Source organism: Sinorhizobium sp. B11 (assembly GCA_039725955.1).
In the GTDB taxonomy this organism is placed as follows: domain Bacteria; phylum Pseudomonadota; class Alphaproteobacteria; order Rhizobiales; family Rhizobiaceae; genus Rhizobium.
In genome coordinates, this window is the sequence record CP091033.1 from 1824966 (window position 1) to 1849059 (window position 24094).

23 protein-coding genes and 1 pseudogene are annotated in these 24094 nt (G+C 58.9%); 12 read left to right on the forward strand and 12 right to left on the reverse strand.

Annotated elements, in window-relative coordinates; all coding sequences use genetic code 11:
• Positions 1–37 precede the first annotated feature (37 nt).
• The 3 genes from LVY75_08265 to LVY75_08275 all read right to left on the reverse strand — a co-directional run bounded on the left by LVY75_08265 (position 38) and on the right by LVY75_08275 (position 3829).
• Entirely contained in the window at positions 38–1090 is a 1053-nt protein-coding gene (locus LVY75_08265; protein XAZ20120.1) for a 2-dehydropantoate 2-reductase, read from the reverse strand.
• Positions 1091–1963: 873 nt separating this feature from the next.
• Positions 1964–2623 (reverse strand): DUF1684 domain-containing protein, encoded by a 660-nt coding sequence (locus LVY75_08270; GenBank protein XAZ21359.1) that lies wholly within the window; start codon positions 2621–2623, stop codon positions 1964–1966.
• Between the two features lie 306 nt (positions 2624–2929).
• Entirely contained in the window at positions 2930–3829 is a 900-nt protein-coding gene (locus LVY75_08275; protein ID XAZ21360.1) for a LysR family transcriptional regulator, read from the reverse strand.
• A gap of 111 nt (positions 3830–3940) precedes the next feature.
• On the opposite strand from LVY75_08275, the gene LVY75_08280 reads away from it, so the two are divergent.
• Positions 3941–4693, forward strand: coding sequence for a glucose 1-dehydrogenase (locus LVY75_08280; GenBank protein XAZ20121.1), 753 nt, complete (start codon positions 3941–3943; stop codon positions 4691–4693).
• A gap of 25 nt (positions 4694–4718) precedes the next feature.
• Complete coding sequence (locus LVY75_08285; protein ID XAZ20122.1) at positions 4719–5108, forward strand: nuclear transport factor 2 family protein; 390 nt, start codon at positions 4719–4721, stop codon at positions 5106–5108.
• A gap of 34 nt (positions 5109–5142) precedes the next feature.
• On the opposite strand, the gene LVY75_08290 is transcribed toward LVY75_08285, so the two are convergent.
• Positions 5143–5388, reverse strand: a complete 246-nt coding sequence (locus LVY75_08290) for a hypothetical protein (protein XAZ20123.1) — start codon at positions 5386–5388, stop codon at positions 5143–5145.
• 255 nt (positions 5389–5643) lie between these two features.
• On the opposite strand from LVY75_08290, the gene LVY75_08295 reads away from it, so the two are divergent.
• The 5 genes and pseudogenes from LVY75_08295 (at position 5644) to LVY75_08315 (ending at position 9694) form a co-directional block, all read left to right on the forward strand.
• The gene (locus tag LVY75_08295; GenBank protein XAZ20124.1) at positions 5644–6714 is read left to right on the forward strand and encodes a hypothetical protein; all 1071 of its coding nucleotides are present in this window, start codon (positions 5644–5646) and stop codon (positions 6712–6714) included.
• A gap of 129 nt (positions 6715–6843) precedes the next feature.
• The gene (locus LVY75_08300) at positions 6844–7047 is read left to right on the forward strand and encodes a cold-shock protein (GenBank protein ID XAZ20125.1); all 204 of its coding nucleotides are present in this window, start codon (positions 6844–6846) and stop codon (positions 7045–7047) included.
• A 603-nt stretch (positions 7048–7650) separates the two neighbouring features.
• Positions 7651–8247, forward strand: coding sequence for a J domain-containing protein (locus LVY75_08305; protein XAZ20126.1), 597 nt, complete (start codon positions 7651–7653; stop codon positions 8245–8247).
• A 492-nt stretch (positions 8248–8739) separates the two neighbouring features.
• The gene (locus LVY75_08310; protein XAZ21361.1) at positions 8740–9486 is read left to right on the forward strand and encodes an SDR family oxidoreductase; all 747 of its coding nucleotides are present in this window, start codon (positions 8740–8742) and stop codon (positions 9484–9486) included.
• A 100-nt stretch (positions 9487–9586) separates the two neighbouring features.
• Positions 9587–9694 (forward strand): annotated as a pseudogene (locus LVY75_08315) (transposase).
• A gap of 96 nt (positions 9695–9790) precedes the next feature.
• Here the strand turns inward: LVY75_08315 and LVY75_08320 are convergent.
• The 4 genes from LVY75_08320 to LVY75_08335 form a co-directional block, all read right to left on the reverse strand.
• Positions 9791–11014 carry a sensor domain-containing diguanylate cyclase gene (locus LVY75_08320; protein XAZ20127.1) on the reverse strand — a complete coding sequence of 408 codons (1224 nt, stop codon included), beginning with the start codon at positions 11012–11014 and terminating at the stop codon, positions 9791–9793.
• 343 nt (positions 11015–11357) lie between these two features.
• Positions 11358–12107 (reverse strand): isoprenylcysteine carboxylmethyltransferase family protein, encoded by a 750-nt coding sequence (locus LVY75_08325; protein XAZ20128.1) that lies wholly within the window; start codon positions 12105–12107, stop codon positions 11358–11360.
• 11 nt (positions 12108–12118) lie between these two features.
• The gene (cmoA, locus tag LVY75_08330; GenBank protein ID XAZ20129.1) at positions 12119–12880 is read right to left on the reverse strand and encodes a carboxy-S-adenosyl-L-methionine synthase CmoA; all 762 of its coding nucleotides are present in this window, start codon (positions 12878–12880) and stop codon (positions 12119–12121) included.
• A gap of 287 nt (positions 12881–13167) precedes the next feature.
• Positions 13168–14196 carry an AraC family transcriptional regulator gene (locus LVY75_08335; protein ID XAZ20130.1) on the reverse strand — a complete coding sequence of 343 codons (1029 nt, stop codon included), beginning with the start codon at positions 14194–14196 and terminating at the stop codon, positions 13168–13170.
• Positions 14197–14350: 154 nt separating this feature from the next.
• Between LVY75_08335 and LVY75_08340 the strand changes: the two genes are divergently transcribed.
• The 5 genes from LVY75_08340 (at position 14351) to LVY75_08360 (ending at position 19906) form a co-directional block, all read left to right on the forward strand.
• Entirely contained in the window at positions 14351–15235 is an 885-nt protein-coding gene (locus tag LVY75_08340) for a sugar phosphate isomerase/epimerase (protein XAZ20131.1), read from the forward strand.
• Positions 15232–16746 (forward strand): sugar ABC transporter ATP-binding protein, encoded by a 1515-nt coding sequence (locus LVY75_08345; protein XAZ20132.1) that lies wholly within the window; start codon positions 15232–15234, stop codon positions 16744–16746. Before LVY75_08340 ends, LVY75_08345 begins: the two co-directional genes overlap by 4 nt.
• Positions 16743–17729 carry an ABC transporter permease gene (locus tag LVY75_08350; GenBank protein ID XAZ20133.1) on the forward strand — a complete coding sequence of 329 codons (987 nt, stop codon included), beginning with the start codon at positions 16743–16745 and terminating at the stop codon, positions 17727–17729. The genes LVY75_08345 and LVY75_08350 overlap by 4 nt, the downstream gene beginning before the upstream one ends.
• Positions 17726–18712, forward strand: coding sequence for an ABC transporter permease (locus LVY75_08355; GenBank protein XAZ20134.1), 987 nt, complete (start codon positions 17726–17728; stop codon positions 18710–18712). Before LVY75_08350 ends, LVY75_08355 begins: the two co-directional genes overlap by 4 nt.
• A 63-nt stretch (positions 18713–18775) precedes the next feature.
• On the forward strand, positions 18776–19906 hold the full coding sequence (locus LVY75_08360; protein XAZ20135.1) for a substrate-binding domain-containing protein: 1131 nt from the start codon (positions 18776–18778) through the stop codon (positions 19904–19906).
• Between the two features lie 49 nt (positions 19907–19955).
• Here the strand turns inward: LVY75_08360 and LVY75_08365 are convergent, their stop codons facing one another.
• From LVY75_08365 to LVY75_08380, 4 genes are all read right to left on the reverse strand, one after another.
• Positions 19956–20879, reverse strand: a complete 924-nt coding sequence (locus LVY75_08365) for an ArsR family transcriptional regulator (GenBank protein XAZ20136.1) — start codon at positions 20877–20879, stop codon at positions 19956–19958.
• 163 nt (positions 20880–21042) lie between these two features.
• Complete coding sequence (locus LVY75_08370; GenBank protein ID XAZ20137.1) at positions 21043–21867, reverse strand: carbohydrate ABC transporter permease; 825 nt, start codon at positions 21865–21867, stop codon at positions 21043–21045.
• Between the two features lies 1 nt (position 21868).
• The gene (locus LVY75_08375; protein ID XAZ21362.1) at positions 21869–22702 is read right to left on the reverse strand and encodes a sugar ABC transporter permease; all 834 of its coding nucleotides are present in this window, start codon (positions 22700–22702) and stop codon (positions 21869–21871) included.
• Positions 22703–22802: 100 nt separating this feature from the next.
• Positions 22803–24071, reverse strand: coding sequence for an ABC transporter substrate-binding protein (locus tag LVY75_08380; GenBank protein ID XAZ20138.1), 1269 nt, complete (start codon positions 24069–24071; stop codon positions 22803–22805).
• Between the last annotated feature and the right edge of the window lie 23 nt (positions 24072–24094).

Below are 24094 nucleotides of genomic sequence, written 5' to 3' on the forward strand. Positions count from 1 at the left end.
CCGCCTCAAGGCGGCTGCGATCGTCGGGGTCCAAACACTAGGCCGGAACGGCCTGGTCCGTTCTGATCAACAGACCGGAGTTATCCGGTTGGGCCAAGAGCACCCCCTTCTCGATATCCAAAGCGACCTGGACAACGCGTTCGTTCACGGGCGCCTTCCTTCCGTGGCGCGCGAGTATGTCCACAACCAGACCATTTACCTCCTGCACCTCTGCCCGACGGCCCTTTCGCCAATCCTGGAGAGACGTGGTGAGCGTGTCGGCTTGGGAAAACGTCTTTAGGACTTCTTCGAAAATTTGGTCCACGTACCGTTCCGGATGGTTGGTTGTGACGGCAGACATGCCGATGATCGGGATGATCTGAGCTCCGTCGGCCAGCGCTGCCTGCATCGCTTCGTATCCCGCCTCCCGCATTACTTCCAGCATCCCCGGATGCCGCGCGGCGTCAGCCAGTGGAAGGTCGACGATCGCGGAGGGGATAAGCTCCGCTGCGTTCACGACCAGCTTCATCCACTTCGCCGAATGAATGTCGTCCAGCACTTCGACGCGCCCAGAGTTCCTTAGAAGCTCCGCAACATGTTCCACCCGATCCTGGTTTGCCGGATCCAAGGCGCCAAGAGCAAACCACGAGGTGTCATGATCGTTCTGGCGATTTGTAATGCCGGGGACGAACATGTTGGACGCTATCTCGATGACGGCACCAACGGCCCGATGTCGACCTACGACATCGGCGATGTCCTCGTGCGTCATGCCATTCTGGAGACCGATGACCAGACCATCGGGAGCGAGGCACGGCTTGATCAACTGACATGCCCATTTCGTGTCATAAGCTTTGACGACCAGGAAAACCAAATCGAACGGCTCCTTGATCTCTGCTACCTGGCACAGGTGCAACGCCGGGACTCGAACATTTATCGTACGAGACGGCAGATTGACCGTGATGCCGTCGCGACGAATTGCTTCGACGTGTTCCGGCCACTGCTCAATGAACGTGACGTCAAGTCCCGCAAGAGCGAAATCTGCACCAATGGAGGCCCCTTGCGCGCCCGTTCCCAAGAACGCGATCCTTGGTCTCTTATCAGCTCCGGTCATCCTATGTTCTCCCAACATTTTCGCGCCGCTCAACAGCTTCGCGCGATCAGATAGGACGATCGTAATGCCGATCGTAGAAACTTAAACGACGGTTTTATCCAATCTGGATGTAGCTGACCTTGGGCTGTCTACAGGAACAGCGGAGCGTTCTAGATCGGGATTCCAAATCCCCTCATACAACGACAGTCTATCACTGCGAAACGAGACACAATTTGAAAGGCTGTCCGGACTGACCCTCTTGACGAGATTCGGACCGCAGTGTCGTGAAATGAATCAAGATCTGTTCGAACACCGAGATATTCGTTCAGGTGCGTGCCAGATCGCCTCGATTTGCGTTCACTATCGCGGTGGGTCAATCCCGACGGATTGATCGTAGGTCATCTGGTGATCGACGGTCGGCTGGAGTTCCCCCCTTCCCATATCAAATAGCCGCGGAGCCGTATGCGCTCGTTACGTCGAGCCTAGGCAGGCGGTTGGAACGGGTTCGTTGTCGGCTTTCCGCGACGTATTCCCTTGCGTGCCCGTGTGTCGTGGCCATTGCGATGCACTACCTTCCGCTTTCTCTCGAGGAGATGACCATATGCCCGCGACTACCAGCCCGATTTCAGAAAAAGCCGATTCCGATCGGTGCCCCCAAGTTGTTGAACGAGGACACGCAAGACGACGAGCTTCCCGAAACCAGAGTGGACGACCGGCGGACCCCGCCCGTTAATGAGCAACAGCCGGAAACCGGCGACAGCGTCGCGGACGCCGATCCGAACCGGCAGGGCCGACGCGGAGGATCACATCCCGGCACCGCAACCTTGCGACACGTGACAGCAAGGCCGGCAGCACGTCGATCACGGCGGGATCGACCTCCCCGTTAAACGCGGCTCATTTCGAGATTGGTAGTCGCTCGCCCGCTCTCACCGCGCCCTTCAGCCGATTGCCCGACGGTGCTAGTGGACAGACATAACGGGGCGAGTAGGCGCAAGAGGGAAAATAGGAAAAGTTGAAATCGAGTACCAGCACGCCGCCTGCTCGGACAACTCCGAGGTCTGCTCCTTTGATGGTGTCGAGGAGATATCGGCCACCACCATACGTCTCTGTCCCCGAGGTCCCGTCTACAAACGGCAGGAAGACGCCACCACCGTATCCTTCAATCCAGTAAAGGGTCAATTCGCCGCCTAATCTGTCTTCCAGCCCTGCGGTGCGGGCGAACGCATGCATTGACAGATCACCGTCCACGCCTGTTGCGATGGTTATCCGTTCCGATGTTTCCGGTACAAGCTGAACCGTCAGGCGCAACAAAGGATCATAAGGAAATAGGGTCGGCCCTCCGAACCCCTTGCGATCCGCCTGTTCGATAGGTGACTGAGGATGGTCGCGAAACAGGGTCGAACGGGTGTCGCACCAAAGCCTCCAGGCAGCAACTGCGTCCGCACTGGAACGTATCTCGTAATAGAGATTTGAGATCCTTTCCCGCCATTCCCACAGTTGTAGATCCTCGTTCACACCATACCCTTCCATGTCAGAAATTAAGCCGGCTTTCATCATCGTGATGCTCGCGCATTCATTGCGACGCACCACTGCGTGACAATATGCAGTCCACGTTTGGGTGCATGTCAACAATAACCAGAAGCATATCGGAGCTTTCAGCATAGCGGCCGCGCCAACAGCGCGGGAAAGCGGGAATTCGCGTCACAGGCGGCGTGAAGAAGGGCAGCCGCAGGAGCGCCAGCGTCGGCGATCCGAAGAAGAAGCGGGACCGACTGCCACGACCGCGTGTTCCGGAAAATCGATTTCCGAGCCGACACCCCAGGCACAGCCTAGCGGGTTCGGAGGCTGCAACCAAAAATGTCAGCGTGCCAAGCCATCCCTCGGAAACCCGGCAGCCAGGCTGTCGATGAACTTGCGCACCGCCGGCGGAAGACCCCGGCGTGTCGTGAACACGAGGTGGACGAGCCCTTTCATGCCACGCCAGGTCGGCAGCACATGAACGAGCTTTCCCTCATCGATGGCCTGGCGGCAGGTATGGTCGGGCAGGAGTGCGACCCCAAGCCCGGCAATCGCTGCGGCCCTGACGGCAGTGAAGTCCGCGCAGCCCATGCGCGGTTCGTGGCGTAGCGTATGGGTATGCCCGTCATCGGTTTCGAGAAACCAGTTGACCTCTCCCTGGTCATCAGTCGTTGAGAGCGTCGATTGATCGGCGAGCCCGGCGATGTCGCCAATGCGGCTTGCTATCTGTGGGCTTGCGACAAGGATGCGAACCGAATTTCCCAGCGAGCGCATCGTCAGTGATGCGTCGCCATCGAGCGACGTTCGCACACGCAGCGCAACATCTATGCGTTCTTCGATCAGATCCACGGGACGGTCGATCGCGACAAGCTGAAGGCGTACCGTCGGATGTTGCGCCAGAAACTGCGTGACCAGACCAGAGATCGGTTCGACGAGGCCGGTCGGACAACTCATCCGGATCAGGCCATGCGGCTCCGACTGTGCTTCCGCAACCAGGGCTTCGGCGCGCTCTGCCTCAGCCAGCATCGCCTTGCAGCGCTCGTAAAAGGACTGCCCGACATCGGTTACGCGAAAGCGCCGGCTCGAGCGCTCGATCAATCGGACACCAAGGCGTGCCTCAAGGCCCGCGACCCGCCGGCTGAGCTTCGATTTCGGCTCGCTCAGCGCCCGGCCCGCCGCGGCGAAACCGCCATGCGCCACGACTTCGGCAAAATAAACCAGATCGTTCAGGTCGGTCCGCATCATCGTTCTCCATTCAGAACGCTGGGTAGCAGATTTGCTGGCTACTGGCACCAGCGTTCTGCTGGCATGTTCTTTCTCAACGGCAACCGGCCGCAAACAAGGAGCATGGAAATGACCAAGAAGTTCGAGAACAAAGTCGCAATCGTCACCGGCGGCACAAGCGGCATCGGGCTGGCGACAGCAAAGGCCTTCTCTCAGGAAGGTGCATCGGTCTTCATCACGGGCCGCCGGAAGGAAGCGCTTGACGCTGCCGTCAAAGACATCGGCGGCAGGGTGACCGGCTTGCAGGCCGACATGAGCAAGCTCGTCGATATCGACCGTCTTTATGACGCAGTCCAGCAGAAACACGCTCAGATCGATATCCTCTTCGCCAATGCCGGCGGTGGCGAGATGGCGCTGCTCGGGGCGATCACTGAAGAACACTACGAGAAAACATTTGCGACGAACGTGAAGGGTACGCTTTTCACCGTCCAGAAGGCGCTGCCGCTGCTACGCGATGGTGCGTCGATCATTCTCACTTCCTCGACAACGAGCATTTCCGGCACGCCTGCCTTCAGCGTCTATTCGGCAACGAAGGCGGCCATCCGCAACTTTGCGCGCAACTGGATCCTCGACCTCAAGGACCGTCATATCCGCGTCAACGCGGTCAGCCCTGGCGTTACTGATACGGCAGGCCTCAATGAGCTGTTCCGCAATGGCGACCAAGCGGAGAACACGAAGAACCACCTTGCGAGCCTCATCCCTGCCGGTCGCATCGGCAAGCCGGAAGAGATCGCCAAGGCTGTCCTCTTCCTCGCATCCGACGATGCCTCCTTCGTCAACGGCGTCGAACTGTTCGTCGATGGCGGCCAGGCTCAGATCTGACACGGTGACATGAAGGAGAGCCGTCATGGCAGATATCGCAACGTTGCTTGAACGCAATCTGCAGGGCATCTTCGGGGAGGGCGACGAGGCCCTCCGCCGGACGGTGGCCGAGGAGATTTTTCATGAAGATGCCGTATTCGTCGAGCCGCACGGAACCTACCGCGGCCGCGACGAGATCGTCCGCATTGCCGGCGTCATCCGCGCCATGCATCCGGAGTTCAAATATACGCCGATCGCTCCGGCCGAAGTGCTTCACGAGGAGGCAGGACGGATGAGGTGGGTGTCCGGCAGCCCAGGCAAGGCGCCGTCCTACGCGGGAACGGATTTCATCGTGGCAAGGGATGGAAGAATTGCTGCCATCTATCTGTTCTTCGACGGTCAACCTGATCCCACCAGTCCGCCGATACCGGCATGATCCTGAAGAGAGGCACGAGGCGCAACGCCCTGCCCTATTCGCGACCTGCCCAGGAAAGCAGGTCGCGCCACCGCTTCACATATCCCACGACGATGAGGTGATGCATGCCGGACATGACAAGTCGCTCCGACAGTATTTCAGGATCGAAAGTGGCTATGGGCGTATCTTTGGCATAATGGCGAAGCGTATAGGTAAACATCTCTTCCCAGCTGCGGCGTACACCCACGGTCTCGTCAGCCAGACATGGCCGGTATCGATCGATCAGCGCTCCCAGCGTCACGTGGCCTCCTTCCTTCCATCCACGGCATCAAAGCACCTGGCCGATGGCAAACCTTTCGCACAGCGCTGTTTCGCCGGCAATTTTACTCCTCTCTCCTTTTCCCAGCCTGAACAGATCACTCGGCGGAAGATTGCGTGACGGGCTCGGCGCCTTTCACGGAAGGCCGGAACGCTCATCCTCAGTTATACCTTCCCCCAAAAAAGGTATAATAAGGCTAGCGCATAGGTGAAACCGATCGATCTCATGTAGCAGACGATGCTCGCCGAACTCGGCCAGCGCTCGCTTGATGCCGCATGGACGGCCGACTTTCCCCCCGAAGGGCGGTTCACGCCCGTCACCGTCAAAGGTCGCAAATACTGGTATTTCGATATCGCGGACAGCAAGGGCGGTCGGACACGCCGCTATGTCGGTTCTGCCGACGACCCCGACATTGCAGAGCGTGTTGCAGCCCATAAGAGCGACAAGGACGATCTCAGAGCCCGCCGGCGCATCGTGTCGTCGCTGATACGCGAAGGCGGAATGATCGCAGCAGACGCTATGACCGGAGACGTTGTCGAAGCCCTGGCCGCAGGCGGCCTCTTCCGGTTGCGCGGCGTGTTGATCGGCGCGGTGGCGTTCCAGACTTACAGCCGCCTGCTTGGCATTCGCCTGCCTATGGCCGCCAACCTGACGGGCGATGCAGATATCGCCCAGGATCATGCCGTCTCTTGCGAGGTCGGCGACAGCCTTCCACCAATCCTTGATCTTCTGCAGGGCATTGACCCCTCATTCAGGGCGGTCCCACACCGTTCAGGCGCCGCCGGCACGTCTGCATTTCAGACCAGGAGCGGCTACAGGGTAGAATTCCTGACACCGAACCGCGGAACTGACGACTATCTTGATCAGCCCGCAGAGATGCCGACGCTCGGAGGCGCCAGCGCCGCTCCGCTTCGCTTCCTCGATTTCCTGATCCGTGATCCTGTCCGGACGATGCTCCTGCACAAGAGCGGTGTCCCGGTGACCGTCCCCGACCCATCGCGCTTTGCTGTCCACAAGCTGATTGTTGCAAGCCGCAGGCACGCCGACGGCCAATCGGCAGTCAAACGGGCTAAGGATATCCGCCAAGCGGCACTCCTGTTCGAAGCCCTCCTGCAAACAAGGCGAGCCTCTGACCTTGCTCTTGTTTACAACGAGGCCTGGGAACGTGGCTCGTCATGGCAAAGCGCCATTCGAGCAGGCGCTGCCATGCTGGATGCGCGCGGTAGAGGCAATTTCGCGACCTTTCTCCCGACGGGTTCGAAGGAGATTGCAGAGAACGTCGTCCTGCCCTTCGAAGCGAGCCCTTGAGACAAGATCCCTTTGTCGAAGAAAGGCGGGGCCGGTCGGCGTCGAACGATTGCTTCGATCCCTGGTTGCCGTGGCAAATGTCGGTCGCTAGATTGCACGCGCGATCAACTGCAAACATACGAGGGTTTCATGCCGACCGGTAAAGTAAAGTTTTTCAACGCGGACAAGGGTTTTGGCTTCATCACGCCGGAAACGGGCGGTGCCGACGTGTTCGTCCACGTATCTGCCCTGGAATACGGCAATGTCTTGAAGGAAGGCCAAGACGTATCCTTCGACATCGGTCAGGATCGAAAGACCGGCAAGTCGAAGGCCGAAAACGTCAGGCCGCTCTGAGCCAAACTCTTTCGAGAGCCTGTTCCAGCGGGGCGCGGTCGATCGCGCCCCGTTTCTTCCGATACCCAAACCGCTCGCCAGTGTTTTCCGCAGTGTTTGGTGACACCGGTGGTGATCTTCGCAGCCGTCGGCGATGGCGTCGTCGTCGGAGCGATCTGAGCGCCACCTCTAGCTTTCCTGGCAGGCTTGAACTTCGACAGGCAGTTTCGGCTCTCCGGGCCAGGCTTCTTTGCCCGGCTGTTCTTGACCGCGCCGCCATCCGCCTCGGCGCTTGCGGCAATTTCCTGGACGCCTGCGGCCAGTATTGCATGTCTTCCCCGAGCGGCCGGCGCTCCTGCTCCCAGATCTCGTAGACGCGCTTTCCAATACGGTCTTCGTTTGCTGTCATCGGGGGCTGGCCTTGACGCTTTCAGTTTATGTCGTTCGGAAGCTCAGCCCGATTTTCCAGGTAAAGCCTGTTTGCGGTGACGGAATGAGATCGAGAGATCATGGATATTCCAAACAATACATTCCGCGATAGCAGGTACGTTCCCGTGAACAACGGGTTTGCCATCTGCCAAGAACAATCTTGCCGCGGCCAGCAGTACGGCCATATAAGGCGCAATGACTGATTCAAAGATTTTCGTCGGCCTGAGACCGATCCGAAACAAGCCGGCTGAACGTCGCGATCCAGGCGGTCCGACATGCCAATGGGATGGATGTGACAAACAAGGCATGCACCGCGCCCCCGTCGGAGCGGATGCCGAGGGCCTGTATCTTCTCTTCTGTCGTGGCCACGCAAAAGAATACAGCGAAGGCTACAATTACGTGACGAAGCTCTCGAACCCTGTCACTGCCCGTTATCAGAGGGAAGCGGCAAGCGGCAGCCGGCCGACCTGGGGCGTCAGGGTCAATCACGCTTCTGCCGCACCCCTCCCTTCCTCAGTTCGCTCCGGGACCGCAAAAGCGATCAATGCAAGGAAAAACGCTGCGCGCAGCCACGCGGCTTTACAGTCCCGAAAGCTTAAAGTTCTTGAAGCGAAAGCATTCGAAACGCTCGACCTTTCCGCGGATGCCACGCCGGATGAAATCAGAAGTCGCTACAAGCAGAGGCTCAAGATGCACCATCCCGACGCAAACGATGGAGACCGCGCGTCAGAGGAGGCACTTCGGGCGACGATCGAGGCCTATAAAATCCTGAAGCTCAACGATTTCTGCTAGGTCGGTGGGCATTGGGCGTATCGACCGGATTCGAGCCGACTTCCAGCGATTATGAAGGCTTTTAGTCTGAACGCGCCAACAGGCTCGTCGTAGACCTGCCCGCTCAGGATCTTGGCGTCGCACGTACACGCATGTGATTCTGATTTCTCTGAAGGCGACGCCTTCACCACGAGCATGTGGGTGGCCTCTTCCGTTCCGAGAACTCGGCAACTGCTTTCCGCGCGCGTGACGACGACGTCCGCACGAGACAAGTCGAGACCGACATCTCGATTTTCAGCTTCGATAAGGCTGCTGGCGCAGGGCGCCCTTGTAAGATTGTTGGTTGCGGTCGGTCGAGTTTGCGCTGGCGAGATGTCCGCAGATTGCTAGGATCGTGACGCATCCGCCGCTGACTCGGTTTCAGTTCAGGTTTTGATTTCAAAGCGAGGACGAAATGAGGCTTGTTTTATTCAATTCGGCGGGTGCATTCGGAACGTGCTGGAGGAGCGCTTGATGAATTCGATTGACTTGAAAGACAGAGTGACCGTCATCACCGGCGGCGCACAGGGGATCGGTTATGCCATCGCCGAACGGGTGATCCAGTCCGGCGGGAAAGTTGCTCTCTGGGATTCAAATGGCAATCGTTCGGCCGATAGTGCGAGCACACTCGGACCGAATGCCCACGCATTCCAGGTCGACGTGACGGATTTCGATCTCGTCGGCAGGGCGGCTTCGGCGACAGAGGAGGTTTTCGGAAGGATCGATTGCCTGGTGAATTCGGCAGGGATTACGGGGAAGGTCAAACCGACGATCGAATACGATGTCTTGGAGTGGCGAAGTGTCGTAGACGTCTGCCTGACGGGCACATTCAACTGCTGCCGCCATGTCGTGCCGGTCATGTTGAAACGAAATTACGGTCGGATCGTCAACATCTCATCGGTGGCCGGAAAAGAAGGCAACCCGAATATCGCGGCCTATAGTGCTGCCAAAGCAGGCGTGCTTGGCTTCACCAAGTCTTTGGGCAAAGAACTTGCGAAAACCGGAATCGCCGTCAACGCCATTACGCCCGCCACAGCGAAGACGCCGATCCTCGATGGCCTCACGCCCGAATTCATTGAATACATGCTGGTCAGGATTCCGCGAGATCGCTTCGCCGAGCTTACGGAGATCGCGGCGATGACGGTATGGCTCCTGTCGGAGGAAAACTCGTTCACGACGGCGTCCACATTCGATCTTAGTGGCGGAAGAACGACTTACTAAGTGCATCTATTGCCCCTTGCGGCACCGCATTGGCTGAAGGCGCCTTCTCCCCCTCACGTGCCCGGACGGCGTGAAGCCCTTGGCCAAGCCGGTGGCCGATAACAACAACAGCGTTGAGAGAACTATCCGGCCAATCGCTCTCAATCGTAAGAATGCTCTCTTTGCCGGACACGATGCCGGAGCAAAGAGTTGGGCGACGATCGCTTCCCGAAGCGGCCCTGCGAGATGACTTTGCCTTCAAGATGTGGACAGCCTTGCAGGATCCTGGACGGCCCCACTGACCGCGCGTGATTGATGCCCTTTATTACCTGAAAGACACTTCGACGTTTTGACGGTCCTGCGCGATAACGCGGCAACGGGTTTCGAAGCCTTCGCCGCGGATTACCAGATCAAACTCCGGCGGTATGCCTGAGGTGTTTGAAAGGACCAGCCCGGCGCCGTCGCTTCCAAGCGACTTAACCGTGCAGTCGATTACTGAACGCCGCTCGTTGAACAGGATGGAGGCGCTTTTCAGTACCCTGCGGCGCTCTCCTCCGTTTGCACCCTTCAGATCATGCCATGAGACGCAGCGATTTCGTCCTCCGCTTTTGGCGGCATACATCGCCGCGTCCGCCTGGGCTATGAGCGTATCGGTGTCACGGCTAACGATTGAAAGGTTGGTCGATCCGATACTGGCTGTCACACTCACGCTGCCGAAGTCGCCGTTCACAAGGGACCCCGCGATAGCGTTCCGCAACTTCTCCGCAACAGCTGCGGCTGCGGCCTTGTCGACATGGGGAAGTAAAAAGGCGAATTCCTCGCCCCCCAGACGTCCAATTAGATCTCCTGCCCGCAGGCTGCCCCTACATGCACCACTAACAGCTTTGAGAACCTCATCGCCGGCAGAATGGCCGTAAGTGTCATTTACCTTCTTAAAGTGATCCACATCCAATACAAGGCATGCGAGATCATGCTGATGCCTCAGTGCCTGCGCGATTAATTTCTCGCTCTCGGACTTGAAGGCTTTTCGTGTGAGAACACCCGTCAGACCATCTATCGCAGCAGATTGAAGCAGCTCAATGCGTTCCATTGCAAGTCCAGCGAGCTCCTGAAGGATAGCAAGGTCCCTCGCCCCAAATGACTTGGGCCGACGGTCAATGGCGCACACCGTTCCCAAGACAAACCCCTCGCGCGTTTGGAGTGGCACGCCAGCATAGAAACGGACATGAGCTTCGCCAGTCACCGAAGGATTGTTTGCGAACCTGGCGTCCTTTGACGCGTCCTGAATGATCATCGGCACTCCCGAGTCGACGATCAACGTGCAGAAGCTTTCTTCTCGTGGGACCTCTGAATTCGGCAAGCCGACACAGGCTTGATAACTTTGACGATGTGCGTCGATGACAGACACAATCCCGATATCGACTGAATATATCTCTTTGATAAGCCGAACGATTCGTTCGAAGCTCGAATCCCTTGGCGCGTCCAACAAGTCAAACTGGTCCAGTGCTTCGAGCCGCGCGCGTTCGCGCTGAGCTCGTTCCGCCGTCAATTTTCCGAATGTCCGTAAAGTGTTCTGTAGCCCACCATATCAAGCAGGTGGATCATGGGAGCGATAAATTAAATTTCGATTAGACGGCTAGCTGCGCATACTCTGGATAGCGCTTGCTCGAAACTTCGCCACTGGGTCGCAAGCTGGAATACCAGCGCATCGCCCAGGAGCGTGAACAGAACGGAGATAGTCCTATGCGCATCAAAGCAATGCACACGGCTTAGAACCACTTCACCAGAAAATGTTCGCTGGTGGGACGCATATCGCCTCGCCGTCGATATCGAACCGCAGGAGTTCACCCAATCCTCTAATTCGGCCTGGAGTAGCATGACGCGAGACACCTTCAGGGCGCGGCAGTCAGTTCGTCCAAGACCCCCATTTTCTTCAACGAACTCACGACGCCGGTGAGCGCAACGACTGCTACGAAGAGCGCGACAAGTACCATCGCGTAAGAAAGCTCCTCAGGCGATATTGAATCTGCCGCCAGTCGATAGAATTCAGTTGCCAACAGGGCGATCAATGTGGACGACATCGTCGAGTAATCCTTGGCAATGACGCGCTTCGCATTGAAAGCCATACCTTCCGTTGACGACGAAAACGCGCTCAGCTTAAGCCCCCATCTGGATACGTCCCGGCAATAAGCGCCATATGCCTCGCCGAACTTGTTCGCGAGGAATTCCTCTTCGGCATAAATGATGCACTGGTAGATAAGGCCGAACAGTAGGCATCCGGCAACGACGACCACCGGATTGCCGTGGAACAGAAAGAGCCCGGAGTAAATCAACATGTTCCCGACGTATAGGGGGTTGCGGCAAACGCCAAACATGCCTTCCGTCACCAAATCGCTGGCATAAACCCGCTTATTGAGGCCACCGCGCTTGATATAGGCATATCCGATCACGGTTGCGCGCAGTACCAAACCAGCCATGACGACAAGCAACGCGATGATGTTTTTCCATCCTTCGAGCGCAGCACTACCGAAAAACGTTGTGGCAGGCGGGCTAGAAACGAACAGTGCGACGATTATGAGCGGGAAAGCCTGGTTTCGGTATTTGAAAAAGAAGCGGCCGATCGCGAGGGAAACTCTGTTCATGGCTTTTCGACTCACTTGACCGCGACGATGCCGCAGAAATTGTACCAGCGGAAGAAGACCTCGGTGCTCTTGAAGCCTACCTCCTTGAGCAACTGGATGTTCTCCTCGAGGCGGTAGGGAATGAGGACATTTTCCAGTGCCTCTCGCTTCTTCGAGATTTCGATCGAGGAATATCCGTTGCGCCGCTTGAAGTCATAATAGTGGTCGATGAACAGTCTGTTGAACGTCGTGTCCTCGCTGGTCAACTTCTCGATCAGCAGCAGGCATCCGTGCGCTTTGAGCCCGTTGAAGATCGTCTTCATCACTCTTTCGCGAAACAGTGGACGCACGAACTGAAGCGTCAGAAGCATCGTCACGACACTAGCATTTTCGATCGTAAAGCCGCGGTGGAGGTCGCTTGTGACCAGATCGATTGATCGGTTTGTTCCCGATTCCTCAATCTTTTCCGCTGCCTTCTTGAGCATGTCCGGCGCGTTGTCGATTCCGACGAAATCAAGTTGATTGTCGACGACGTGATCCAATGCCAACAGGGTGGTGGCCGTCGAGCAGCCAATATCATAGAGGGTCGAATGAGGTTGGGCGAAGTCACGGGCCAATTCGCAAACCATCCGCTGCATCTCCCCATAGAATGGGACTGAACGGCTGACCATGTCATCGAAAACGCTTGCGACGGTGGAATTGAAAGAAAAGTCCGCAACCGAATTGCGTTCGTCGGCAAAGACCTCGTCGCGCGAATTCATATGCAAGACAAGACGGCTAGACTGGTCGGTCATACCCGCTCCTAATTTACAGCAATTTCAGGTGGGAGTACTTTCCCCGAGCACACCCGGCGCGGTGCGATGTGAGCACAGGAGTCTGACAATAACCTGAAAGACGATCTGCACTCACAACAATGGCGGGAGAAACGGCTAGAAGTGATCCTGCCTACGTGAGGCCGGCTCGCCACCAGTCGTTCTCATTACAATCAACGCCGCCCCTTCCCTCACCTCACCTGCCCGGCCGCGCCAGCGACCGTGCGATATCGATGATGTCGTCACGCGAGGCGGTCGGACGCACCACCTCAGGCAGAAGCAGCCGCACCATTCGGGGCATGGCCATAACGCTTGCGGAATGCGTTGGAGAAATACTGGCTGGAGTTGAAGCCGCAGGAGAAGGCAATCTCCGTGATGCTGCTACGCCCCGGCGTCTTCAAAAGGCGCGAGGCCTCTTCCAGCCGCAGATGCTGCAGATACTGCCGCGGCGTCATGTTGGTCAGCCGCTTGCAATATTCCGAAAAGCGGGTGCGCGACAGACCGCATTCTTCGGCCATGGAATCGAGTGTCCAGTCTTCGGCAAGCGCGAAGGCCAGCCGGCGCAGGAAGATCGCCACCGTATGTTGCGACGTCGAAAGATCGGGATCGAGCTTCGGCGCCTGCTCCATCATCCGGTCGATCAGGCTCAGCATGATCGTATTGATCGCCACCTTAAGCCGCGTTTCGCCATCTTCGGGCGTTCGTCCGAGCAGGATCGAAGGCACGGCCTCGAAGGCGCGGCACAGATCAGCGCCGCCATCCCAGACCGGCTGGTTGTTCTGCGTCAGCAATTCGCCGAGCCTGCGGGCTTCCTCGCTTGAAAACACCATCCAGCTCGGCCATTCCCAGGCTTCGCTCGGACGCCTCAGCCCCGCATCGAGAATGATCCACAGCAGGCGGCTCGCATCGACGCCGGGATTGCCGATCGAATGCAGCTGCCAGGGACGGATGACGATGAACTGGCCCTGCTCGAATTTGTAGGTCCGGTCATCCACGACGAGATTGAGGTTCCCGCGCGCCAGATAGGCGATTTTGAACCCTTCATTGCAGTGGCGGCCGAGTCCCCAGCTTTGCGCATAACGCGCATCCCAGAAGCCGACCGTACGGATCCCCGGCAGGCGGTCTCCGAGCGACTGGCCGGGATAGCTGCCGCGGGTCCACGCATGCAACTCGACTTCGCCACGCGCGGCGGCGGCCTGCAACTCGCGGCAATTGTCGGCATACATCATCGAATCCGGCTGACGAAAGACCGAAGGACGACGAATGTCGGCTGGCTTGATGATTGTGTGCTTATTCATTTCGCGCGCCTCCCAACGCAGAAAATGACTTAAGAAATTTACCACTGTTGTGGGGCGCAAGTTTTACCGAGTCAAGTCTGCCAAGTATCCACCCCGAGGATGGGCAACCATGCCGCGGGACGACGACGTGACTGCCGCACGGGAAGGAGAACACGTGAAGATCGCATTCAACTTACTTGTGCTCGGAGCGGAGATCACCACGGCGCATGGCCGTCAGCTCGAGCGACTGAAGGCGCTGGGATATGACGCGGTCGAGATCCCTGTCTTTTTTGGAAAGCCGGATCACTATGCCGCCCTCGGCAAGATGCTGCGCGATATCGGTCTCTCCGCCGGCGCCGCTGCAGTCGCGACCCAGGAGGCCAATCCCGTGAGTGCAGATCCTGCGATCCGTCGACGCGCCCGCGACCATCACCGGTGGATCGTCGACTGCACGCAGGCAATGGGCGGCGAAGTGATCGCCGGTCCGCTCCATTCCCCCGTCGGTGTCTTCACCGGCTTCGGTCCAACGTCGAATGAGCGCGGCCGCTGCGTCGAGGCGATGCGGGCGCTGGCCGAATATGCCGCATCGGCAGGCATTCGCATCTCCGCCGAAGCCGTCAACCGTTTCGAATGCTACCTGATGTCGACGATCGCTGCGGCCTCGGAGATCTACGGCGAGGTTGGTCACCCGAACTATGGCTACATGTTCGATACCTTCCACGCCAATATCGAAGAAAAGGATCCGCCGGCAACTTACGAACGTTACCACAAGGAAATCAATCACTACCATGTTTCGGAGAACGATCGCGGCATTCCGGGGACGGGTCACGTGCCCTTCGCAGCCCATTTTCAGGCGCTGCGCCGTTGCGGATATGACGGCTGGCTCACGGTCGAATCCTTCAGCCGTGCCCTACCCGAGCTTGCGGGAGCCACGCGCGTCTGGCGGGATCTTTTCGACGACCTGGACACGCTCTTTGCCGAGAGCATCGCCTTCATCCGCAGGGAATGGGACATGGCCGGAGAACGCGCCCCATCGGGCTCGAAGGGGCCGGCGCAATGACGCTACCCGCACTTGAAATGGCTGGCATCACCAAGACTTTCCCCGGCGTGCTCGCACTTGACGAGGTGGATTTCGACTGCCGTCCCGGAGAGGTGCACGCAATCTGTGGCGAGAACGGCGCCGGAAAGTCGACGCTCATGAAGATCCTCGGTGGCAGCTATCGACCGGATGGTGGAGAGATTCGCATTCGCGGCCAATCCGCAGATTTCGCCCACCCGCAACAGGCCAAGGCGGCCGGCATATCCATCGTCCATCAGGAACTTAGCCTATTGCCCTATCGCAGCGTCGCGGAAAATATCTTCGTGGGCCGCGAGCCCTCGCGGCGCGGCGTTCTCGACCGGCGCGAGATGCGTCGCCGCAGCATGGAGTTATTGCAGCGTCTCGGCGCCGGTATCGATCCGGACCGGCAGGTTTCGACGCTTTCGATTGCGGGCCAGCAATTGGTGGAAATTGCCAAGGCGTTGCTGCTCGATGCGCAGATTCTCGTCATGGACGAGCCGACGGCGGCCCTTGACGAACGTGACGCCCAGGCCCTGCTGCAACTCGTGCGCGGCCTGCGGAGTGAGGGCGTCTCGATCATCTACATCTCGCACAGAATGCCGGAAATCATGGCTCTTGCCGATCGCATCACGGTACTGAAGGACGGCCGCAGGATCTGGACGAAATCGCGGGAAGACGCCGATATTGGCGCGATCATCAGGGCGATGGTCGGTCGTGATCTCAAGGACTTCTATCCATCGCCGCCGGCCGGCAAGCCCGGTCATTCGTTGCTCTCGGTGGAACAGGGCGGAAATACCTACCTGCGCGGCATCGATCTCGATCTCCGGGCCGGCGAAATCATCGGCGTCGCCGGGCTGGAAGATTCCGGAAAGGCATCGCTCGCACAGGCAATTATCGGCGATGAGCCGCTGACATCAGGTACGATACGACTTGGCGGCGGTCCGCAGGCAATCACCTCGCCGCGCCGCGCAACGAGCCGCGGCATCGGCTATCTGCCGGGCGATCGCAAGCGCGAGGGACTGTTGCTGCGGCAGTCCGTTCGCGACAACGCACTGTTGACGCTCCGATCCATGTCGAATTTCTTCACCCGCCCCGAAAGCGGGGCCTTCTCAGGAGACCGCATCGACGAGGTGCTGCGGGTGACGGACGTGCGGGCTGCCGATTTCGGCCAGGCGGTCGATTCGCTTTCCGGCGGCAATCAGCAGAAGGTCATCATTGCCCGCTGGCTTGCGCGGCAATCGAATATCCTCGTTTTCGTCGAGCCGACCCGGGGCATCGACATCGCCGCCAAGGCGGCGATCTACGAGGCGATGCGAAGCTTCGCCAATACCGGCCGCGGCATCATCGTCGTTTCTTCTGACATGCCAGAACTCATCGGCATTTCCGACCGGATTCTCGTGATGCATCAGGGCCGGATCGCCGGCGAGTTGCCGCGCGGGGCAAGCGAGGAAGCAGTGATGGCGCTGTCGCTCGGCATCGATATACGCCAGAAGCAGGAGGCCCTCACATGAGTGGCGAGACCCTTCCGGCGACAAGTCGCACCCGTCACCCGATGCGCCTTTCCGTGGCCGCCGTGCTCGTGCTGGTTTCGGCCTGCATCTTTGTCATTACGGCGACAGCGACGGGGGAGACAAGCCAGCTGAATCTTGAAGGGCTGGCCGGCCTGTTTCAACGGATGGTCGCTCTCGGCCTTGTCGGGCTCGGCCAGACCTTCGTCATTCTCGTCGGCTCGATCGATCTTTCGGTGGCGGCGCTAATCAGCGCGGTCGCGGTCCTTGCCTCGTTCATCATGCAGGCAAATCCGGCAATGATCCTGCCGGCGATCCTTGCGTGCCTCGTCCTCTGCCTGATCGTCGGCGCCATCAACGGACTGCTCGTCGCCTATTGCGGCATAAACCCGCTGATCGCAACGCTTGGCACAGGCCTGACAATCCAGGGATTATTGTCGGCATCCTTCACTTACCTCCAAGGTTCGGTCGCGCCGTCCTTCCAGGCCTTCGCCTATACCAGTCTTCTCGGCATTCCCTACCCGGTCCTGCTGTTCGTCGCACTTGCCGCCGCGGCAAGCCTGTTACTGACGCGCACCGTATTCGGCGCGCGCATCTACGCCGTCGGCGGAAATCCGCAAGGCGCCCGTCTGGCCGGCATCCGCACGGAGCGCGTGGTGCTCGCTGCCCATGTCATCGCAAGCTTCTTTGCCGGCGTTGCGGGGCTCTATCTGGCGGCCCGGCTGCAGTCAGGTACGCCCTGGATCGGCCGCGACGGCATCTATGACCTGGAATCGATCGCGGTAACCGTCATCGGCGGGACCATACTGGCCGGCGGCAAGGGGGGAGTGGCGGGCACGGTCGCTGGCGTCCTGCTCTTTGCCACGCTTGACGCCAGCTTCAATATGCTTGGTGTCGATGCATTTCTCAAGCAGGTGATGCGCGGTGCGATCGTGATCGCCGCTGTTGCCATCCACGCCATACGTCACAAGGGGCATGTCGCATGACCCCGCTTTCAGAAACGACACCGATGCGTCGCCCGGTCATTTCGCTTGCAAAGATCAACTTCGGCCTGATCGTCTTTATTATCCTCTATGCCGCTATCGCGAGCCTTCAGCCGAACTACCTCGAAGCCGGCCTCTTCATGAACTTCCTGCGCCGCGCAGCGCCGCTGATCATCCTCGCCGTCGGGCAGCTCTATGTCGTTCTGACCGGTGGTTTCGATCTCTCCGTGGGGGCCATCGTCACCCTCGTCGTTCTGGCAGCTTCCATCCTGATCAATGGCGACCCCGAGATGACCTGGCCGATGATCGGCGTCCTCTACCTCATGGGTCTCGCTGTTGGCCTGGTGAATGGTCTCATCGTCACTTTTCTGAAGGTGCCTTCGATTATTGCCACGCTTGGCACCATGCTGCTCGTCAACGGCATAGCGCTGGCCTGGTCGGGTGGTGCGGCGCGCGGCGATCTGCCGGACAATTTCCGCGATCTCGGCCGTTTCCTGATGCGCGATGTCTGGCTGATCGGCAGCCTGCCGCTCGCAGTCATCATCCTCTTGCTTTTTCTCATGTTTGCCTGGTGGGGACTGCACGGCACTGTCTACGGCAAACGCGCGTTGGCGATCGGCGACAATCCGAGGGCTGCGGAACTTGCAGGCTTGCCGGTCGCCGCCACCCGCATCGCCGCTTTCGTTGTGTCGGCACTGGCGGCGGTAACCGCCGGCATCCTCGTCGGTGGCTTTTCCGGCGTGTCCGTCAACGCCGGCCGCGGCATGGAACTGCAGGCGATCGCCGCCTGCGTCATCGGCGGTGCCCAGCTGCTCGGCGGCCGCGGCTCGCTATGGAGTGCGTTATTTGGCGCTCTTAGCCTTTTCGCGCTCTTCACCCTACTCAATCTCGCCGGCCTGCCCCAAGCGCTGCGCGACAGCATCCAGGGGGTGATTCTGATTGCCGCCGTCGGCGCCAGCGCCTGGCGAGATCGGAGAAAGACCTGATTGCTTGCAGGGAGAGACAAGCGATGGACCGCCGGTACGCCGGCATAATGGAGGAGGAAGAACATGCAATACAAAGCAGTTGTTGCGGCACTGGTAGCGATGGCATTTGCCGGCGTTAGCTATGCGCAGGAATTCAACGATCCCGCTGAATTCAAGAAGCAGCGCGAGCAGCTTTCGATGACGCCGCAAGGCCCTCAGGGCAAGCCGTGGGCGCAGCATCTCGGGGACAGAATGGTCGATGCCGCCAAATACAAGAAGGACGGCCCGGTCACGATCTGCTTTTCCAATGCCGGGATATTCAACCCCTGGCGCGTCGTTGGCATGCACAATCTGCAGGCCGAGGCCGAACTGCACAAGGATCGCATCAAGGAACTGGTGGTTGTCGATGCCGAAGGCAAGGACGATAAGCAAATCTCCGATATCGAAGCCCTGGTCAGCGGCGGCAAATGCGATGCGCTGATCGTATCGCCGAACACGACGGCGGCGCTAACGCCGGCTGTGGAGGCAGCCTGCGCGAAATTGCCGGTCATCGTCTTTGACCGCGGCGTCGCTACCAAGTGCCCGGTCACCTACATCCACCCGGTCGGTGGGTACGGCTTCGGCATCACCTCGGGCGAGTTCATCGCCAGCAAGCTGCCGAAGGGCGCCAATGTTCTGGCACTGCGCATCATGCCGGGTGTCGACGTACTTGAGACCCGCTATTCGGCGGCGAAGAACATCTTCGACGAAGCCGGCCTGAAGGTCATCGGCTCCGAATTCACCGGAAGCGATCGAGCCAAGACCAAGGCGGTCGTCGAGGACTACATCAATCGCGGCGAAAAGATCGATGCCGTCTGGATGGATGCCGGCGATACGTCCACCGCAGCACTCGAAGCGTTCGAAGATGCCGGACTGCCCTATCCTGTCATCAGCGGCGAAGACCAGCAGGACTTCCTGCGCAAATGGCAGAAGGACAAGCTGACGGCAATCGGCCCATCCTATCCGACCTACCAGTGGCGGACAGCGATCCTCGGCGCTCTTGATGTGCTCGACGGCAAACAGGTGCCGGGTCCGGAATGGATCCTGCCGCAGCCGGCGATCACGCAGGATACGCTGGCAAGCTATATCGACGAGCGCATGCCGCCGCTACACTACAGCCTTTGCGGCTGCCAGGACCTGCCTGGCTATCCAGAGCTTTGGGGTGGCAAGAAATAGGTTTTGAACGACAGGCGCCCCGGCAGAAACGCCGGGGTATCCATTGTGATCAGAAATAGATCGACATCACCAGATCCTGGTCGAAATCGCCAAAACCCTTGCCGAAAAGGTTCATGCCTCCAGGGTTGTCGGCCTTTTCGTCGATTCCGATACGGAAGCGGATCGAGTGACGATCGGCTATGCCGAGGGAGGCGATAGTCTGCGTCGAGACCATCGCGCCGTCGATCCAGGTGCCTGTCTCATCGATCGTCCAGGTCTTGAGCTTGCCGTATTGGGAGCCCGAGAGCTTCCACCAGGACGGTGAATACATGCCGCGGCGATCGCCGAAATCGCCAGGCGAAGTCCAGTGCCCGGCCTTGATGCCGTTGACCCAGATGGAAATGTCGGATGGCCAGTTCGCATTCGTGGCCGGGGTCTCGGAGCTCAGCTCGGCCGAGAATTCCACCTTGCGGATCTTCTTGCCCGAGACCTTGGCATTGTTCGGGAATTTATACTCGACATAACCGCGGGTGAACCACAGCAGCGCCGCCTGCATGCGTTGCGGATCGAGGAAGACTTCCTGCACATCAAGCATGCCGATGACGTTGTTGACCGAACAGAGGCCGCAGGGGGCGCCGACGTCGAATTCCGTGAAGAGGCCAATCGGCATGCTGACGGTCACCACATCCTGGCTTGCCTTCGTGCCGTTGGTATCGAAGCGGATCAGGATTTCGTCATAGATGCTGGAGCAGATCTTCTGATTTCCCTTCGTCGCCTTCATCGTCTGGGTCTGGATGAGACCCGCCTGCTCCAACGACTTCAGATTGGTTGCCGTCGTCGATTGCGGCAGGCGCATCTGTGCCGCGATGTCGTTGACATTCAGCGGCCCTTTCTGGCGCAACAGGTTGAGGATTTCGATGCGCGTCGGAGAACCGAGTGCCTGCACGACGTCAACGTCCCGCATCGGATCGACGGTTAGAAGTTTCGTCTCCATGCCCTGATACTGGTTCTCCAGTCTTTCTGGTTGGTTTGAGCTAATATCACGGCGTCATATCCGATGTCGCCGCTCTTTTTTGATCGCCGGCCCGCGCCTCGGGAGAGCTCTCGCGGACCGGCTGGGGCCTTCTCACCTCGGCCCGGAAACAACCCCTGATGCGTTATCCCTTGATGCCGGATGACAGCATCAGGGCCTGTGTCACGCGTTTCTGGAACAGCAGATAGGCAAGAGCGACCGGCATCGCGGCAAGGATGGCGACAGCCATATCGCGCGCATATTTGACGCCGAACGCATCCCGCGTCTGGGTGATGCCGACGGTGATCGTCATCATGTCGTCGGAACTGGTGACGAGGAACGGCCACAGGAAGGCGTTCCAGGCCATGATGTAGGTGATGATCGCGAGCGCGGTTGTGATACCCCAGTTCAGCGGCAAATAGAGCTTGAACAGGATCTGGAACTCGCCGCAGCCATCAAGCTTTGCGGCCTCGCGCAGCTCCTTCGGCACGGAATCGAAGAACTGCTTGTAGACGATGACGACAACGGGAACGATCAGCTGCGGCAGGATGATGCCGCCCCAGGTATTGATCAGGTTCAGCTTGTGCATCAGCACGAATTGGGAGATCACGAGCGCCTGCGAGGGCACCATGAAGCTCGCCAGGATGATGCCGTAGAGAAGCCGGCGGCCGGGAAAGACGATCTGCGACAGCGCGTAGGCGCACATCACGCTGATCAGGATGACGACGACGGTTACCGTCACCGAGGTGACGATGGAATTCAGGTACCAGGTCGACAGCTTCGTCTCGAAGAGCGCGTAATAATAGCCTGAGAAATTCAGGACGTCGGGAATGAGGGTGGTCTTGTTGACCACGTCCTGTTCCGGCTTGATGGATGTGACGATCGCCCAATAGATCGGGAAGGCCCAGGTGCAGGCGATCACCACCGTGAGGAGCAGCAGCAGCGCGTTGCCAATTGTCTTGCCGGGCATCTCAGCGCTCCCTCACTCGCAACAGCTGGTATTGCAGCACCGAGACGACGACGATGATCAGAAACAGGATCACTGCGACTGCGGAGCCGAGACCACCATGGTTCGATCGGAAGGCTTCGCGATAAACGAGCTGCAGAAGCACATAGGTGGAATTGAACGGCCCGCCCTCGGTCAGAAGGTAGACCTGGTCGAAGATCTTGAGCTGCAGGATCAGCTGCAACGTCAGCACCAGCGCGGTCACCGGCCAGATCAGCGGCCAGGTAATACGCTTGAAGCATTGCCAGCGCGTCGCGCCATCAAGCATGGCCGCCTCGTAATAGTCATTGGGAATGTTGCGCAGGCCTGCGATGAAAAGCAGCAGGTTGAAACCGTTGGTCCACCAGACGGTCACAAGCGCCACCATCGGCATGGCCCAGACCGGATCGCGGAAGACGCTGACGCGCGAGCCTGTGACGGCCTCGATGACGAATTGGGCGATGCCGAACTGCTGATCGAGCACCCATTTCCAGATCTGGGTCACGACGGAAACCGGAAGAATATAGGGAATGAAGAAAAGCACGAGCACCAGACTCTGCATCCAGCCCTTCAAGCGCACGACCATCAGCGCCAGTCCGAGGCCGATCAGCGTATTCGGGATGACGGTCAGAACGACGAAATAGCCGGTGTTCCACACCGAGGTATAGAAGAGCTTCTGATGGAAGAGCTTCACGTAGTTGTCGAAGCCCACCCATTGGCCTTCGCCGACGAGCGGCGCGTCGGTAAAGCTCAAGGCGAACATCTTGTAGACCGGATAGGCAAAGACGGTCGCATAGGCGATCAGGAACGGCGCGATCATGACGATCGCCGTCAGCGTCTTGCGTCGCTTTTCAGTGTTGACCACAGATCATCTCCCTGGACGAAGGACTGGCCGGAGGCTGGCTCCGGCCAGTGTCTTCCTACTTCTGGCTTTCCAGCTCTTCGCGCATCTGGTCGATCGCATCTTCCGGATCGAGCTGACCGTTGAGTGCGGGAACCACGAAGTTCTGGGTTGCCTCGTAAATCGGACCGGCAACACCTGCGAGCTTGGAAACCGGGTCGAAGACGGCGGTATCGGCCAGCTTCGCATAAGTGGCGTTCGGCTGCATTTCCTTGAATTCCTTGCTGTCCGTGACCGGCTTGAAAGCAGGAATGTGGCCGGCACTTGCCCAGGAGATCGAGTGCTCATTCATCCAGGCAATGATCTGCAGCACGGCCTTCAGTTTTTCAGGGGTGATCGGCTTGCTCTCGCTGTTCGGGACAGCGAAGGAATGCGAGTCCGCCCAGGTGGCCTGCGTGCCCATCAGGTTCGGAATTTCGATGGCGCCCCATTCGAAACCGAGTTCGCCCTTCTTGGCAAGATCGGCCATCGTCGGCACTTCCCAGACGCCGTTGACGTGGAGAGCTGCCTTGCCGGAGGTGAAGAGCGCGATCGAGGCTTCATAGGAGATCAGCTTCGGCGAATAGCCACCGGAAACCCAGTTCGCCATGGTCTTCAGGGCTTTCACGCCGGCATCGCCCGGCAGGATCTGGTCCCCGTCGATGAACTTTGCCCCCTGCTGGGAGAGCAGCGTATAGAAGACGCGCCACATGGAGCCGCCTTCATCCGTGTGCAGCGACAGCGGATATTCGACCTTGCCCGTCGCCTTGATCTTGTCGAGGGCGGCGTTGAAATTGTCGAGTCCGTCGAAACCTTTCGGCAGGCCGTCGTCGCCGAGCAGGCCGGCTTCCTTCAGGATGTTCTTGTTGTAGTAGAGAACGATCGAATGCACGTCGAAGGGAATGCCGTAGACCTTGTTGTCGAAGGTCGCCTGCTTCCAGGCCGCGTCCACGTAATTTTCCTTCTTGATGCCGGCCGATGCCAGCTCTTCGTCGGTAAAGGGACGCAGGATGCCGGTCGGCACCGCCAGCGGATAGCGCGACATGTGATAGGTCATGATATCCGGCTGCTGGCCGACGGCGGCCGACGTCTGCACCTTGGTATAGAAGGGCACGCCCCATTCGAGCGTCGTGGCATTGATCTTGATGTCAGGATGGGTGTCGTTGAATTCCTTGATCAGCGCCTTCATGCGAACACCGTCGCCGCCGCTCAAGAAATCCCACCAGGTAATGTCCGTCTGCGCAAATGCGGCCGCCGAGGGCAGCAATGCGATGGCTGCCGAGACGGCGAGTTTTATAATCTTTCTCACGTTTGTTCCTCCTCTAAAGCATG